The organism is Paraburkholderia sp. FW306-2-2C-D06C (genome assembly GCF_058781505.1).
Genome location: NZ_JBYSWU010000008.1, coordinates 142890 through 158036 on the forward strand (window position 1 = coordinate 142890; position 15147 = coordinate 158036).

General features: G+C 63.7%; 13 protein-coding genes. 3 read left to right on the forward strand and 10 right to left on the reverse strand.

Features of this window, described 5'->3' with window-relative positions; translation table 11 throughout:
* Positions 1-46 precede the first annotated feature (46 nt).
* The 8 genes from AC3WLT_RS08685 to ftrA all read right to left on the reverse strand — a co-directional run bounded on the left by AC3WLT_RS08685 (position 47) and on the right by ftrA (position 9807).
* The gene (locus AC3WLT_RS08685) at positions 47-1102 is read right to left on the reverse strand and encodes a LacI family DNA-binding transcriptional regulator (RefSeq protein ID WP_492591475.1); all 1056 of its coding nucleotides are present in this window, start codon (positions 1100-1102) and stop codon (positions 47-49) included.
* A gap of 48 nt (positions 1103-1150) precedes the next feature.
* Positions 1151-2368 (reverse strand): ABC transporter ATP-binding protein, encoded by a 1218-nt coding sequence (locus AC3WLT_RS08690; RefSeq protein WP_492591520.1) that lies wholly within the window; start codon positions 2366-2368, stop codon positions 1151-1153.
* Between the two features lie 30 nt (positions 2369-2398).
* A complete protein-coding gene (locus AC3WLT_RS08695; protein ID WP_492591476.1) occupies positions 2399-3307 on the reverse strand; it encodes a carbohydrate ABC transporter permease in 909 nt (302 codons plus the stop codon).
* Positions 3307-4236, reverse strand: coding sequence for a carbohydrate ABC transporter permease (locus tag AC3WLT_RS08700; RefSeq protein ID WP_492591477.1), 930 nt, complete (start codon positions 4234-4236; stop codon positions 3307-3309). The genes AC3WLT_RS08695 and AC3WLT_RS08700 overlap by 1 nt, the downstream gene beginning before the upstream one ends.
* An 8-nt stretch (positions 4237-4244) precedes the next feature.
* The gene (locus tag AC3WLT_RS08705) at positions 4245-5483 is read right to left on the reverse strand and encodes an ABC transporter substrate-binding protein (protein ID WP_492591478.1); all 1239 of its coding nucleotides are present in this window, start codon (positions 5481-5483) and stop codon (positions 4245-4247) included.
* A 255-nt stretch (positions 5484-5738) separates the two neighbouring features.
* On the reverse strand, positions 5739-7142 hold the full coding sequence (locus tag AC3WLT_RS08710; protein ID WP_492591479.1) for a GH1 family beta-glucosidase: 1404 nt from the start codon (positions 7140-7142) through the stop codon (positions 5739-5741).
* Positions 7143-7363: 221 nt separating this feature from the next.
* The gene (locus tag AC3WLT_RS08715; protein ID WP_492591480.1) at positions 7364-8578 is read right to left on the reverse strand and encodes a DUF2252 domain-containing protein; all 1215 of its coding nucleotides are present in this window, start codon (positions 8576-8578) and stop codon (positions 7364-7366) included.
* Positions 8579-8850: 272 nt separating this feature from the next.
* Complete coding sequence (ftrA, locus tag AC3WLT_RS08720) at positions 8851-9807, reverse strand: transcriptional regulator FtrA (RefSeq protein ID WP_492591481.1); 957 nt, start codon at positions 9805-9807, stop codon at positions 8851-8853.
* Positions 9808-9903: 96 nt separating this feature from the next.
* Here ftrA and AC3WLT_RS08725 point away from each other — a divergent pair, with 96 nt between their 5' ends.
* Positions 9904-10323: a rhodanese-like domain-containing protein gene (locus tag AC3WLT_RS08725; RefSeq protein WP_492591482.1), complete on the forward strand. Its 420-nt coding sequence runs from the start codon at positions 9904-9906 to the stop codon at positions 10321-10323.
* Here the strand turns inward: AC3WLT_RS08725 and dapA are convergent.
* On the reverse strand, positions 10262-11188 hold the full coding sequence (dapA, locus tag AC3WLT_RS08730) for a 4-hydroxy-tetrahydrodipicolinate synthase (protein WP_492591483.1): 927 nt from the start codon (positions 11186-11188) through the stop codon (positions 10262-10264). The genes AC3WLT_RS08725 and dapA overlap by 62 nt on opposite strands.
* Positions 11189-11580: 392 nt before the next feature.
* Between dapA and AC3WLT_RS08735 the strand changes: the two genes are divergently transcribed.
* Complete coding sequence (locus AC3WLT_RS08735) at positions 11581-12873, forward strand: aspartate carbamoyltransferase (protein WP_492591484.1); 1293 nt, start codon at positions 11581-11583, stop codon at positions 12871-12873.
* A 95-nt stretch (positions 12874-12968) separates the two neighbouring features.
* On the opposite strand, the gene AC3WLT_RS08740 is transcribed toward AC3WLT_RS08735, so the two are convergent.
* Positions 12969-14057 (reverse strand): zinc-binding dehydrogenase, encoded by a 1089-nt coding sequence (locus AC3WLT_RS08740; protein WP_492591485.1) that lies wholly within the window; start codon positions 14055-14057, stop codon positions 12969-12971.
* An 89-nt stretch (positions 14058-14146) separates the two neighbouring features.
* Between AC3WLT_RS08740 and AC3WLT_RS08745 the strand changes: the two genes are divergently transcribed.
* Positions 14147-15058 (forward strand): LysR family transcriptional regulator, encoded by a 912-nt coding sequence (locus AC3WLT_RS08745; RefSeq protein ID WP_492591486.1) that lies wholly within the window; start codon positions 14147-14149, stop codon positions 15056-15058.
* Positions 15059-15147: the final 89 nt, after the last annotated feature.

Sequence of the window (15147 nt, forward strand, 5' to 3'; positions counted from 1 at the left end):
CAACCAGGCGGCAAAAAAGCAGCACTTGGGCGCCGCCGCCTGGAAGCTACGCCGCGCTCCCGCACCCTGCCGTCTCGCTCGACGACCTCGCCGCAACCGGCGCCGGCCCCACCGACTCCCGCATCGTCACGCTCACCGGAAATTCGCGGAAAATTTCCCACGAGGTCCGGTAGCACTGATTGACCAGCCAGCGCACCGCGTTCTGCGTCAGCTCCGCGGTCGGGATATGCACCGACGTGAGCCCCGGCGCCGCATAGGCGGCCGAGTAATCGTCGTCGTAGCCGATCACCGAGATCTCGTCCGGTACGGCAATGCCCGCCTGGTGGAAGCGCGCCAGCGCGCTCACCGCCATCGTATCGTTCGCGCAGAAAAGACCCGTGAAGCGCCGCTTCGTATCGAGCAGTTTTTGCGCGGCCGCATAGCCGCCTTCCGGCGAGAAATCCGACTCGATCAGCGTGACGTCGTCGCGCGCGATGCCGTCACGCGCCAGTTCGGCAAAGAAACCTTCGAGCCGGGTTTGATTGTCCGAGGCGCTGAACGGCCCGGAAATCACCGCAATTCGCCGATGCCCGTGGTCGAGCAGCGTACGCGCCGCCAGCTCGCCGCCGCGCCGGTGATCGGCGCAAAACGACGCCTCCGGCAACTGGTCGAACGCGCGATTCAGAAACACCATCTTCGGGTGCATCCGATGCAGCATGTTCAGGTCGTCGTCGTGCAGGTCGTGGCTGATCACCACCACGCCGTCGCAATCGCGGCCAATCAGAAAACGCACCGCCTCGATGGCCTGCTCGCGCGGCGACACTTCCCCGCAGCCGGTTGCGACCACCACGTGGCGGCGCACCGCGCGCAGTTCGGCGTCGGTCTGCTTGAGAATCGTGCCGTAATACGAGCCGAAGAAAGTCGGCACGAAAATACCGATCATGCCGAGCGATTGCGTCGCCATCGCCCGGCCGATCGACGACGGCCGAAAATTCAGCGCTTCGATGGCGGCCTGCACGCGCGCGGCGGCATCGGCCGAAATGGGTCCTTTGCCGGAAATGGCGCGCGATGCGGTCGACATGCCGACGCCGGCCAGCGCCGCGACATCTTTGAGTGTTGCCACGCGGTTCTCCGTCAAACCATGTTGCTTTACCGGCGCGGCACGCCGTCGCTATAGACGCGCCCCGCCCGCCTCGTCGAACAACGAAATATGTGCGCAGTCGACCGAGAATGCCGATACGTCGCCTACCGCGATCGGCGCCTTCGTCTGATCAATCGACGCGATTTGCTCTCCATGATAGTCGAGCCAAATGACACGGTGGTTGCCCATCGGCTCAACCAGCGAAATCCTGGCGCGCTCGCCTGAGCCCGCTCCCACTTCGCCCACGCGCATGTCGCCCACGCGCATGTCGCCCACGCGTATGTCGCCTACGCGCACGTCCTCCGCCCGCACGCCGAGCACGCAGCGCAGCCGATCCGCGGGCACGCTTTTGAACGGATACTGCGACACGTCGAGCCGCAAATGCGCTGTACAAAAGTATAGCGAGCCGTCGTGCCGCTCCAGCGTGCCCTTGAGCACATTCATCGCGGGTGAGCCCAGAAAAGTCGCGACGAACAGATTGTCGGGCCGCGCGTAGACTTCGGCGGGCGTGCCGAACTGCTGGATCACGCCGCCGCGCATCACCGCCATGCGTGTGGCGAGCGTCATCGCTTCGACCTGATCGTGGGTGACGTAGATCATCGTCGCGCCCAGCCGCTGGTGCAGTTGCTTGAGTTCGCGGCGCAGTTCAGTACGTAACTTGGCGTCGAGATTCGATAACGGTTCATCGAACAGAAACACGTCGGCTTCGCGCACGATCGCGCGGCCGATCGCCACGCGTTGCCGCTGTCCGCCCGACAGTTGCGCCGGTTTGCGCCTGAGCAGCGGCCCCAGTTGCAGCATGTCGGACGCCCGCGCCACGCGCCGCTCGATTTCCGCCTTGGGCGTACCGTTGACGCGCAACGCGAACGACAGATTGCGTTCGACGTTCATGGTCGGATACAACGCATACGACTGAAACACCAGCGCGATGCGGCGGTCTTTGGGATCGGCCCACGTCATGTCCGCACCGGCGATTTCGATGCTGCCGCCGGTCACGTTGATCAAACCCGCAATGCTGTGCAGCAAGGTGGATTTGCCGCAACCGGACGGCCCGAGCAGCACGACGAACTCGCCGGCCCGCACATCGAGATCGAGATCCTCGATCACCGTGTTCGCGCCCAGCTGGATCTTCAGATTGCGCACTGAAACGTTGGCGGCGTTGTTTGCATTCGCCGCATTCGCCGCATTTGCCGCATTCGCCGCATTCGCCGCATTCGCCGTGTCGGCAGTATCAGCCGCATCGGCCATGTTCGCCACGTTTGCCAGATTGGTCATGCCCTATCCCTTGACGGCGCCGGACGCAATGCCGCGCACAAACCAGCGGCCCGAAATGAAGTAGATCGCAAGCGGCACCAGCGAAGTCAGAATGGTCGCCGCCATGTTGACGTTATAGAGCCGCTCGCCGGTCGTGGTGTTGATGATGTTGTTCAATTGCACCGTCATCGGCAGATTTTTCGTGCCGGCGAACACGAGGCCGAGAATGAAGTCGTTCCAGATCCCCGCCACCTGCATGATGATCGCGACGACGATGACCGGCGTCGACATCGGCAGCATCAGTTGCACGAAAATGCGCCAGAAACCGCCGCCGTCGATGCGCGCCGCCTTGAACAGCTCCTGCGGAATCGACGCATAGTAGTTGCGAAACAGCAGCGTCATCACCGGCATGCCGAAGATCGTGTGAATCACCACGATGCCCGGCAGCGAACTGAACAGGTGCACGCTCGCGAGCACGCGCACCAGCGGATAGACCATCACCTGCACCGGGATGAAGGCGCCCATCAGCAGCACGCCAAATAGCACGCCGGCGCCGCGCGGCCGCCAGAACGACAGCGCATAGCCGTTCACCGCGCCGATCAGGATCGACAGCACCGTGCTCGGCGCGACAATCCGCACTGAATTCCAGAAACCCACCTGAATGCCGTTGCAATCGAGCCCCGTGCATGCGGACTGCCACGCGGCGCTCCATGCATCGAGCGTGAAATGCGCGGGGAACGCGAGCAGATTGCCGAGCCGGATCTCGCTCATCGGCTTCACCGACGTGACCAGCATCACATACAACGGCAGCAGGAAGAACAGCGCGGCCGTCAGCAGAAACGCGTAGACGCCGAGACGCGCCGGCGTAAATTTCGTGCGGCGGCGCATGCGGCCCGGCGTGCCGCGCTTCAACGGAGAACTGAGCGTATTCATCAAACGTCCTTGCGCAGCGCGGCGCGGCTGCGGACATAGAAGAACGGCGTGAGAATCGCCAATACCGTCACCAGCAAAAGGATCGACGCGGCGGACGCGAGGCCGATGTTGGCGCGGCCGAACAGATAGTCCATGATGAATTTCGCCGGCACCTCGCTCGCGGTGCCGGGTCCGCCTTGCGTCATTGCCACGACGGCGTCGTAGAGTTTGACGACCATCACGAACAGCAGCACGAAGGCGGTGGACATCGAAGGTCCCAGCATCGGCACGACAATGCTGGCATACACGCGCCAACGCGGAATGCCGTCGATGCGCGCGGCTTTCCACAGCTCGTCGTCGATGCCGCGCAAGCCCGCCAGCAGCAACGCCATCACGAGACCCGACGCCTGCCAGACCGTCGCGATGACGATGGTGTAAATCACCCAGTCCTGGTCGACGATCCAGTCGAAGCGCGCATGCACGAAGCCGAGCTTGTGCAACACGGCCTGCGCGCCGAGCTCCGGATTGAGAATCCACTGCCAGACGAGGCCGGTCGCGACGAACGACATGGCATACGGATAGAGAAACACCGTGCGCAACGCGCCTTCGGCCACCACGCGCTGATCGATGAAAATCGCCAGCAGCAAACCGATCGCCATGCACGCGACGATAAAGCACGCGCCGTAGATCACGATGTTTTGCAGCGACAGCAGCCAGCGGTCGTTATGAAAAAGCCGCGCGTATTGCGTGAAGCCCGCGAAGTCGCCGGACGGAAATGTGCGTGAATTGCTGAGCGACACGCGCGCGGTCCAGACCATCGTGCCGAGATACGCGAACACGACGGTCAGAACCATCGGCAGCAACGCCAGCCATGCCGCCAGCGGTAATCGCCTTTGAAGCGGTTTTTGCCGCGGCCTGGTTCGGGCGGCTTGCAGCTCGAGCGCGTGCATGGCGGCGCTCAGCTCTTCAGCGCGCTGGCAAACGCCTTCTGCATATCGTCGACCGACTGGTTCTTGTTCCAGAAGTTCGTGATGACGTCGATCAACGCGCCCTGCGTGTCAGGCGACAAAAGCATTTCCGGATTCGGCAACTGACGCGACTTGTCCTTCATGATCGCCATGCCCTCCTTCGCGCAGATGTCGAGACTGGCGGCATCCACATCGGGGCGAATCGGAATCGAGCCTTTCTTCGCGCTGAACGCGACCTGCGCAGACGGCGAAGTCATCACCGTGGCGAGCAGGTTTTGCGCCTTGATCGCGGCGGCGTTGTCGGTCTTCGGAAACACGAACACGTCGCCCGCGACCAGATACGGCGAGTGCGGACCGAAACCCGGGAAGCAGCCGAAGTCCTTGCCGGCGCTCTGACTGGCTGCCGAAAATTCGCCCTTGGCCCAGTCGCCCATGATCTGCATGCCCGCCTTGCCGGAAATCACCAGCGCGGTGGCGTCGTTCCAGTTGCGGCCAGGCGAACCCGGATCGACGAAATCATGCAAGCGTTTGAACGACGCGAGCACCTTCCTGAACGCATCCGACTTGACCGCATTCATATCGCGATCGCGATATATCTTCAGATAAAGATCGGGGCCGCCGACGTCGGCGAACACCGCATCGAAAGTGATTTTTTCCTGCCACGGCTGGCCGCCGAACGCGAGCGGTATCACGCCTGCAGCTTTCAGTTTGACGAGGTCGGCGATGAATTCGTCGAAGTTCTTCGGTTCGGCGGCAATGCCGGCTTTCTGGAACACCGGCTTCGAGTAGAAGAACCATGCCGGCATGTGAATATCGACCGGCGCGGCATAGTAATGCCCCTTCACCTTGATGCTGTCGATGATCGATTGCGGAAATACGCCGCTCCAGTTTTCTTTCGCGGCAACATCGTCGACGTTGTTCAGCAGGCCCTGATCGATCAGGTCGTGAAACTGCTTCGACGTATTGAACTGCGCGGCCGTGGGCGGATCGCCGCCCACGATACGGTTGATCGCCGTGGAACGCGCCTGATCGGCGCCGGCCACCGCGTTATCGACCCACTGGCCGCCGGCCTTGTTATACGCATCGGCGAACTGGCGGATCGCGGCCGATTCGCCGCCGGAGGTCCACCAATGAATCACGTTGGCCTTCAAGGGCTCCGCATGCACAACGACGCCATACAACGCCAGTGCTGCAACGACACTCGCCACGGCCGTTTTTCTGCTGTTCATTCCGTCTCCTGTCGATCGGAGTTAGTGTGTCGACCAGAGTTAGTGTGTCGACCAGAGTTGGCGCTTTAGCGCTTACTCTGGTCCCATAGCGCTTACTCCGGTCCCATAGCGCTTACTCCGGTCCCATAGCGCTTACTCCGGTCCCATGCAAGATAGTTGCGCCAGGCTTGGCGCCCGTGTTTCAGGTCGACATACAAACAAACCAGCTCACACCACACCGCATTGAACCCTTGCCGCATTAAATTCTTTCCGTATTTAAATTCCTTCTCTACGCTCCCTCAAAAACTTCGCCACCAGCTCCGCGCTGCGTTTGACCGTGCGCTTTTGCGTGCTGTAGTCGACGTGCACCACGCCGAAACGCCGCTCATAGCCGAACGCCCATTCGAAGTTGTCCATCAGCGACCACAGGAAATAGCCGCGAATATCGACGCCCGCCTTGATCGCAGCGTCGACGGCGGCCAGATGCCGCTTCAGGAACGAGATCCGCTGCGTATCGTCCACGCGCCCGTCGATCACCTTATCGTCCGACGCCATGCCGTTTTCGGTAATGTAAATCGGCGGCAAGTTCTCGTACGTGTCCTTGAAACCGGTCAACAGATCGCGCAGACCGTCGGGATAAACCTCCCAGCCCATCTGCGTGCGCTCGACGCCTTCGAGCGGCACGTCCCTGAAACCCTGCGCGCCGTCGCCCGCGACCTGGGTTCGGAAGTAATAGTTGATGCCGAGGAAATCCAGCGGCGACGCAATGATCCGCATGTCGCCGTCCAGCACAAGCGGCTCGGTGCCCGGCCACAGTTCGAACAGGTCCTGCGGATAAGTGCCCTTGAGCAACGGATCGAGAATCCACGCGTTGTGCTGGACTTCGAACAGATGCGCCGCGCGCCGATCCGCTGCGCTGTCCGAATCCGGCGTGCCGCAGCCGATATTCGCGACGATACCCTTTTGCGAAGCCGGATCGTTGGCACGCAACACCGGCATCGCGAGACCGTGCGCGAGCAACAGATGATGCATCGCCTGGGTCGCGAAGCGATGGTTGGCGAGACCGGGCGCGTGATGCCCGTTGCCGTAGCCGAGATAGGCCGAGCACCACGGCTCATTGAGCGTGGCCCATGCGTCGACCGTGCCGGCCAGTTCGCGGCTCATCAGCTCGGCGTAATCGGCGAAACGGCAGGCGGTCTCGCGGTTGAGCCAGCCGCCGCGATCTTCCAGGCGCTGCGGCAAATCCCAGTGATACAGCGTCACGAAGGTCGTGATGCCCTTCTCTTTCAGGCGGTTCAACAGCCGCTTGTAAAAGTCGAGCCCTTTACGATTCGGCGCGCCGGCCGCGTCCATCACGCGCGGCCAGGCAATCGACAGCCGATAGCCTTCGAGGCCGAGCCCCGCCAGCATCTCGACATCCGCCTCCCAACGATGATAGTGATCGCACGCGACGGCGCCGGTGTCGCCCGCCAGCACCTTGCCGGGAATCGCCGAGAAGGTATCCCAGATCGACGGCAGGCGGCCATCTTCATTGACCGCGCCTTCGATCTGGTAAGAAGCCGTGGCTGCACCGAACAGGAAGTTCCTGCGCCACAGCGAAGAGTCGGCAGGTGGCGTAAAGGGATCGGAGAGCGAGTGATGGGATACCGCGTCAGAAACAGCAGATGTGTCGTTTGCCACGGATTCTCCTGCGCTGAGGTCGTTGAACCGGGTATGGCAGAAGCCTGGGTGGAAGCGCTTCCACAAGACCTGCGAACGATATCAGCGGCGAATTCATCGCAGCAATCAGGGTTTGTCTGGATGAGTCGCTGGCATGCGCGGCGCACCATGCGCCGTGCATCGAGAGAAAGCATGGAACACCGTGCGACTGGCGCCCGGCCGAGCGCCAAGCCTCACGAATCTCACGGCTTGGCCGGCAAATTGAACGCCCCGCCATCGTAGGCTTCGCAATACGCTTTCCAGTCGGCGCTCACCTGCGCCTCGCATTGCACCGCGATTTCGATCAACCGCAACTGCCAGTCCTTGCGGCCGCCGAACGCGATCAGCTCGTCGGCGATCGCAGACCCTTGCCGTCCGCCGCTGCGCAGATGCGCCCACGCGCTCAGCTCCGCCATGCTGTTGATCACCTCTTCGAGCCGCGGCAGCTTGCCGTCCCAGCCGCTCAACGCCACCCGGTCTTCCGAAGGCTGCAAACTGCGCAGCACATACGAGCGCTGATTGAATTCCACAGCGTGCAAGAACGCCTGCGAGACCGCCTGATTGCGAAGCTGAACCTCGACCACGCGTTGCGCCTCGGTCCGCCACTTCGGCTGATGCGTGCGCACATACGGCAGCACCGACGAAGGCAGCGCCTCCTTCAGATCGATCAGATAGTTGCCGTCCGGTGAGCCTTTGCCTTCGACGAGCATCACGTACCGGTCGACGCCCAGACTGCCGGTGCCGGCGATCCGCCGCGCCACGTCGATGACGCGGTAAAAATCCGGATTCGGTTCTCCCGCGGCGAAGGTGTTCATGAACGCCGTCACCGCGGCGCGCGCCTTGTCGCTGACCGGCAGCGCTTTCTTGCCGTCCACTTTCAGCGTGCGGGTCTTGCCTTTGAGCGTGGTGCGCCGGTCCAGATGCGCGGCGCGCGAGCGGCTTGCCAGCGCATCGAACAATTCGCGGACCATGCCGGCCGCGGTTTCAGCTTCGATCCAGCGCGATTTGCCGAACACCAATGCCGCGCTGTATGCGTCGAGTGCGGTGTGGCAGAGTGCGAGCGCCTGCGCGCGGCTGAGCTTGAGATCGGCCGCGCCGACCAGCACGCTCGTCAGAAGGCGCAGCAGTTCGTACAGATTCGGCGCGAGGCAGGCCTCGTCGAAATCGTTGTTATCGAAGTAGATGAGGCGGTTGTCGCCCTTGTAGCTGCCGAAATTTTCCAGATGCATGTCGCCGCAGATCCAGACCGGCGGCGCGTCGTCGAGCATGTTGTCGCGCGGCAAACGCTGATAGAACAGATGACAGGTGCCGCGCAGAAACACGAACGGCGAACTGCGCATGAGCTTGTATTTCATCGCGAGCCGTTCGGGCTCGCGACCTGCGTTGAAACTGGCGATGGTCTGCGCGATATCGTGCATGCGAATTCCCCTTCAATGCGAGCTCAGTAACGGTTCAATCTGTACGAGCCCCTGGTGTGAACGCTCAAGGCGCTCGAAACGAATCCACGAGCGCGTGGAGATTTTGCGGATGCGCGAACCTCTCGAGGTGATCGAAGCACACGATGAGCGGCTCGGCGAATGGTCCGATCAACCGCCATACCCGCGCGCGGTGCTTTGCACTGTATCGGCATCGGCGGGACACGGCGCAAAAACGTTTGGATCGGGCCATGCAGCGCGTCGTGCGACACGCATCAAACTGCGCCAAACTTCTTACGGTACGCGCCCGGGCTCGTCAACGCGATACGCCGGAAATGCCGGCGCAGCGATTCTTCCGAGCCGAAGCCCGCCCGTTCCGCGACACGCGCCATCGGCACCGGCGTTTGCGCTTCGAGCAGCTCACGGGCGATCGCCACACGTTCGCGCACCAGCCATTCGTATGGCGCCATGCCGGTGGCGTCGTGAAACTGCCGTTGCAGCGTGCGCGGACTCATCGCCGCCCGCTCGGCGAGCGAGCGCAACGTGTGCGGCGCAGCAGGATGCCGGCGCACCCAATCCATCAGCTTCGCCAGACGCCCGCTTTCGTCCTGCGGCATCGGACGCGGCACGAACTGCGCCTGGCCGCCCTCGCGATGCGGCGGCACCACGAGCCGTTGCGCGACGCGGTTCGCCACCGCACTGCCATGATCGCGCCGCACCAGATGCAGCAGCATGTCGAGTCCCGCCGCCGACCCCGCCGAAGTAATGATCTGCCCTTCGTCGACATACAGCGCATCCGGCTGCACGCGAAGCTGCGGGTAACGCTGCTGCAATTTGTCCGCATAGCGCCAGTGCGTCGTGACCGTCTTGCCGTCGAGCACGCCTGCCGCCGCCAGCACGAACACGCCGGAGCAGATCGAGCAGAGCCGCGCGCCACGCGCATAGGCGGCGCGAATTCTTTTCAGCAACGCTTCGGGCGGCAATTCGTCCGCGTCGCGCCAACCGGGGATCACGATCGTGTCCGCACGATCCAGCAACTTCAGCGTGTACGGCGCGGCAACAGTAATACCGCCTGCCGCGCGAATCGGGCCGGGCTCGCTCGCGCACACCGCGAAGCGATACCAATCCACGCCGAGCTCCGGACGTTCGAGCGCGAACAGCTCGGTCACGCAGCCGAATTCGAAAGTGCACAGCCGGTCATAAACCAGCGCGACGACGAGATGATTGTGCATGGCGCGATGTTACCGGAGATTGACGATTGCGCCACTTATCCGATGCGCGTCTCATCGCGACAATGAAGGTTCATGACATTCACCGGAGCCCGAACCATGCCGACCAGCAACCCCGTCACCGCCATCCCCGCCGCCGGCAGCGCCGCCGCGTTCGCCCACTTCCAGGCGTCGCTGCAATTCGAAACCGATTGCTCGGATGTCGCCGCGGCGCTCGCCAGCGGCTCGCCCGGTTTCGTGCTCCTCGACGTGCGCGGCCCGGCGCTGTTCGCACAGGGCCACGTGCCGGGCGCGCTCAATCTGCCGCACGGCAAGATCGTCGCGTCGAAGCTCGCGCAATACCCGCGGGACACGCTGTTCGTCACCTACTGCGCCGGTCCGCACTGTAACGGCGCCGCGCGCGGCGCGCTGCGCCTCGCGCAATTGGGGCGCCCGGTCAAGCTGATGATCGGCGGCATCACGGGCTGGCTTGACGAAGGGCTCGAACTTGAACTCGCGCAAGCCCGTCCAGCGCCTTGAGCCGCTCGACCAGCGCATCGCCGGCGCGCGTCATCGGCATGCGCAGTTCGTTGCGAATCAGGCCATGTGCAGCCAGCAGCGCCTTCACCGGCCCCGGATTCGGTTCGGCAAACAGCGCCTGAATCAGCGGCGCGAGCGCGTGAAAAATGCGCCGCCCTTCTTCGAGCCGGCCCGCTGCGAGCGCGCGATACAACGCGACAAACCGTTCGGGCCGCAGATGCGCGGACGCCGCGATGGCCCCGCTTCCACCAAGGCACAAGGTGTTGAAGATATTGACGTCCTCGCCGGTGAGCACCTGCAAGCGGCCGTCGCGAATCAGCGCGAGCGTGGTGTCGAGCGAACCGGCGCAATCCTTCACCGCCTGAATCCGCGGATGCGCGGCGAGCGTGAGCAGCGTATCGAGTTCGAGCCGCACGCCGGTTCGATAGGGAATGTCATACAGCACGACCGGCTTTTCGCTGGCGTCGGCGAGCGTCGTGAAATGGCCGACGATGCCCGCTTGCGAAGGCCGGATGTAGTACGGCGCGGCCATCAGCACGCCGGCGATCGGCAACGAATTCAGTTGCACGATGCGCTCGCGCATGCTCGCCGTGTGATTGCCGGATACGCCGGCCAGCACCGGCAGCGCTTGCGCAGTCGCGGTGCTGTCGGCCACGGCCCGCGCTTCGTCGAGAATCGTCGCCAGCACGGCGTCCTGTTCCGCAGCGTCGAGCGCGGCCGGTTCGCCGGTCGTGCCGAGCGCGACCAGACCGGCAACGCCGGCCTCGGCATAACGGCGCACCAAACCTCGCAGCGCTGCGTGATCGACTTCGCCGTCGGCGAACGGCGTGATGAGCGGAATCCAGATACCCGAAAAAATAGACATGTCTTTACCTCGAACGCGACCGTATCGATTCCGTAGAGCGTGCGAGGAAGGTAAGACAGGTCATGCCGAAGGCGGGCGTTGACCGGCTGTTGCCGTCGCACATCTGACGGCAACAGCGTGCTCCGGTCAGATGAGCGGCTGTTTTTTGGCTTTGGCGCTAACACTCGCGCAACCCGCGCATGCGATCGCGACGACGTTCGCAAGAACGAAACGTGCGGTGCGTGACGAGCGGAGTCGGAGCGTTTGGCCGGGATGCATGAAGCGCAGTGTAACCGGCTTGGGCGCCGCTTGACAAAGCCCATCGCAAAATTACTTGACTTCTACGCCGGGCAAACTAATATACGCACCGCGTACATAACCCAGTACGAAATCCACTCTCGACAGGTGAGCGCATGAGCGTCCCGCAACAAGCCTTCCTACGCGATGCGATGCGTCGCCTGAACATGACCCGCGACACCTTTGCGAGCCGTATCGGCGTTTCGCGCCGGGCGCTCGACACGTGGTTGCTGCCGGACGACTCACAGGAATCGCGGGCGATGCCGGAGATCGTCGAGCGTTTCGTGTCGGAAATCGTCGTGCACGGCGAGCCGGGCGAGAAGTATACGCAAAGCGTAGACGCGCAGTCGCTAGCGAGCCAGATGCTGTTCGAGGGCAAGCCGCAACTGCTGTCGGTCGACCAGTTCTCGCGCGAGTCGGTCGAGGCGCTGTTTCGCGTCGCCGACGTCATGCAGCCGATCGCGCGGCGCCGGAAAATCTCCCGCGTGCTAGAAGGCGCGGTGCTCGGCAATCTGTTTTTCGAAGCCAGTACACGGACCCGCGTCAGCTTCGGCGCGGCGTTCTGCCGGCTGGGCGGCTCGGTGTGCGACACCACCGGCTTCACGTTTTCGTCGATGGCCAAGGGCGAGTCGATCTACGACACCAGCCGCGTGATGAGCGGCTACGTGGATGCACTGGTGATCCGCCATCCGGAGCAAGGCTCGGCGGCCGAATTCGCGCGTGCGACCAACGTGCCGGTGATCAACGGCGGCGACGGTCCCGGCGAGCATCCGAGCCAGGCGCTGCTCGACCTGTACACGATCCAGCGGGAATTCTCGCGCCTGGGCAAGATCGTCGACGGTGCGCATATCGCGCTGGTCGGCGACCTGAAGTACGGGCGCACCGTGCATTCGCTGGTCAAGCTGCTGGCGCTCTATCGCGGCATCAAGTTCACGCTGATCTCGCCGCCGATGCTCGAAATGCCGGGCTACATCATCGAGCAGATCTCGCGCAACGGTCACGTGATCGAGCAGACCCACGATCTCGCCGCCGGGCTGCGCGGCGCGGACGTCGTGTACGCCACGCGCATCCAGAAGGAGCGCTTCGCCGACGAATCGTTCGAAGGCTACACGCCCGACTTCCAGATCAATCAGGCGCTGGTGGATAGCGTGTGCGGCAGCGACACCTTGATCATGCACCCGCTGCCGCGCGACAGCCGCCCGGGCGCGAACGATCTGAGCGTCGATCTGAATCACGATTCGCGGCTGGCGATTTTCCGGCAAACCGACAACGGCATTCCGGTGCGGATGGCGATTTTCGCGGTACTGCTGGGCGTGGAAAAACTGGTCCAGCATTCGATGCGCGACGCCGCGTGGCGCCCGCCCGCCTATCTCGGTCCGGACGACGCAGTGTTTCACGGCATCGATTGATCGACTGATTGATTGGTATTCGCTGCTGCAAAACGGCCTTGCTGTGAATCAGCAAGGCCGTTTTTTCATGCCGCCGCGATCAACCCGCCGCGCGATCAACCCCAGGCGTGCGGCGCCTTGCCCTCCACCACCGTGCATTGCAGACCCGACATGCGGCCGGCTGCGTCGATGGCCGCTTCCAGTTCGGCAAACGGATACGACTTCAACTCGACCGCATCGAGCGCGATCTGCCCCGACGCCGCCAGCGAAACCAGCGCGAGATAGTCGGCGCGGCTGTACATGAAGTGGCCGATCAACTCCCAGTTGTTCAGCAGCATCTCGCTGTACGGAATCGGCAAGTCCACCCGCATGCTGCCCATCAGCACCAGCCGCCCGCCACGGCGCAGGCAGCGCAATGCGGCGAGGGTCGCGTTCGCGTCGGCGGCCTGGCCGACCATGTCGAACGCGAGGTCCGCGCCGCCACTGCTCGCGTCGCGGATTGCCTTCACGTCTTGCGCGGCGTCGCCCGTCAACACCACCGGCACCACGCGCCCGCGCCCCAGTTCGGCCAGCGCTTGCAGCGGTTCCAGACGCCGGCCGAGCGCGACGACTTTGCTCGCGCCGAGCGCCAGCGCCGCAAGCACCGCCGCCGAGCCGAAGTAACCGCCGGCGCCGTTGACCACCACCGTTTCGCCCGCCGCGAGACGGCCGCGCCGCAAGCCGCCGAACGGCACAGCGAATTTGGCGAGCACGGCAAGACGGGCGGCTTCGATATCGTCCAGACCGTCGAGCGCGATCAGCGTCGAGGCGGGGAATTCGGCCATTTCGCGTAAGGTGCCGTGCGGAAATTCCGCCAGCACGGCGCCGCTGTCGGCGCTGATGGCGGTCAGGCCAAGCAGCGCCTGAGCCGGCTCCCGCACCGTTTCGTCGGCGACCCAGTAAGGATTCACGGCGACCCGCTGACCCACGCGAAATGCCACCACGCCGTCGCCGAGCGCGACGATCCGGCCCACGCCGTTGGTGCCGGGCGAAAACGGTCCCGGCGGATACGCATACGGCAACTTCCCTTCGACATAGTCACGCGTATAACTCAGCAGCGGCACCGCCTCCATCCGCACCAGCACCGCATTGCGGCGCGGCTGCGGCTGCGTCACGTCGCGCAGCGCCAGCGGCATGCCGGGTTCATCGAGCATCCAGGCTTTCATGTTGTCGACCCTCAGTTCGTTTCGGTGCTTGAACTGTAGATGCGGGGTACGTATTCTGGAAATCAATTACCCATATGCGACCCATCAACATGATTGATCTACGCGGTATCGACCTGAATCTGCTGGTGTCGCTCGACGCGTTGCTCGCCGAGTCGAATGTCACGCGCGCGGCCGAGCGGCTGCATCTGACGCAACCGGCCGTCTCCACGCAGCTCGCGCGTTTGCGGCAGATTTTCGGCGATCCGCTGCTGCTTCCGGCTGAAACCGGCCGCGGCATGACACGCAGCGCACGGGCGCTCGAGTTGATGGAGCCGCTGCACGCGGCGCTGAAGAATCTCGAAGCGGTGGTGCGCCATCAACCCGCCTTCGATCCGCGCACCGATACGCGGCGCTTTGTGATTTCCGCGCACGACAACGCCACCGCCGTGCTCGGCATGCGCCTGATGGAGCGCTTGCCGGCGTTGGCCGGGCCCGGCGTGCGGATTGCGTTTGTGATCGGCGAACAGCCGGTGGCCGCGGCACGGCTCGAAAGCGGCGAGGTCGACCTGCTGCTCGGTTCCGAGCGGATGATTCCGCCGTCGATGAAAGCCCGCAAGCTGTTCGACGAGCACTTCCTGTTCGTGCAGCGCAAGGGGCACCCGCGCGGCACCGCGCCGCTCGATCTCGACACTTACTGCGCGCTCGATCACGTGCTGGTGTCGACCAGCGGCGGCAGCTTCCACGGTTTCATGGACGAGCATCTCGACGCGCTCGGCCGCGAACGGCGCGTCGCGCTATCGGTTCAGCATTTCACGCTGGTGCCCGAGTTGCTGTCGAAAACCGACTACGTGTCGACGCTGCCGTCGCGCTTCGCCGCGCGTTATCTCGACCGGCTCGACGCTTTTGCGCTGCCGTTCGAAGCGCGCGGCTTCACGCTGTATGCGGGTTGGCACCCGCGCAATCAGGCGGATCCGGCGCTCGTGTGGTTGCGCGACACGCTGGCGGAGTTGGCCGAACTGTAAGGAATCGGCGAGAAGCCGACGAGAAGCCGACGAGAAGCCGACGAGACGACGAGAAGCCGGCAGCCCGCGGTTCAGGCTTTTAGCGGAAA

Excerpts from the sequence above, each read along its gene's own strand:
- AC3WLT_RS08690 (WP_492591520.1), bottom strand. The coding sequence starts at position 2,368 with ATGGCCGATGCGGCTGATACTGCCGACACGGCGAATGCGGCGAATGCG.
- AC3WLT_RS08695 (WP_492591476.1), bottom strand. The coding sequence starts at position 3,307 with ATGAATACGCTCAGTTCTCCGTTGAAGCGCGGCACGCCGGGCCGCATG.
- AC3WLT_RS08700 (WP_492591477.1), bottom strand. The coding sequence starts at position 4,236 with ATGCACGCGCTCGAGCTGCAAGCCGCCCGAACCAGGCCGCGGCAAAAA.
- AC3WLT_RS08705 (WP_492591478.1), bottom strand. The coding sequence starts at position 5,483 with ATGAACAGCAGAAAAACGGCCGTGGCGAGTGTCGTTGCAGCACTGGCG.
- AC3WLT_RS08715 (WP_492591480.1), bottom strand. The coding sequence starts at position 8,578 with ATGCACGATATCGCGCAGACCATCGCCAGTTTCAACGCAGGTCGCGAG.
- ftrA (WP_492591481.1), bottom strand. The coding sequence starts at position 9,807 with ATGCACAATCATCTCGTCGTCGCGCTGGTTTATGACCGGCTGTGCACT.
- AC3WLT_RS08725 (WP_492591482.1), top strand. The coding sequence starts at position 9,904 with ATGCCGACCAGCAACCCCGTCACCGCCATCCCCGCCGCCGGCAGCGCC.
- dapA (WP_492591483.1), bottom strand. The coding sequence starts at position 11,188 with ATGTCTATTTTTTCGGGTATCTGGATTCCGCTCATCACGCCGTTCGCC.
- AC3WLT_RS08735 (WP_492591484.1), top strand. The coding sequence starts at position 11,581 with ATGAGCGTCCCGCAACAAGCCTTCCTACGCGATGCGATGCGTCGCCTG.
- AC3WLT_RS08740 (WP_492591485.1), bottom strand. The coding sequence starts at position 14,057 with ATGAAAGCCTGGATGCTCGATGAACCCGGCATGCCGCTGGCGCTGCGC.
- AC3WLT_RS08745 (WP_492591486.1), top strand. The coding sequence starts at position 14,147 with ATGATTGATCTACGCGGTATCGACCTGAATCTGCTGGTGTCGCTCGAC.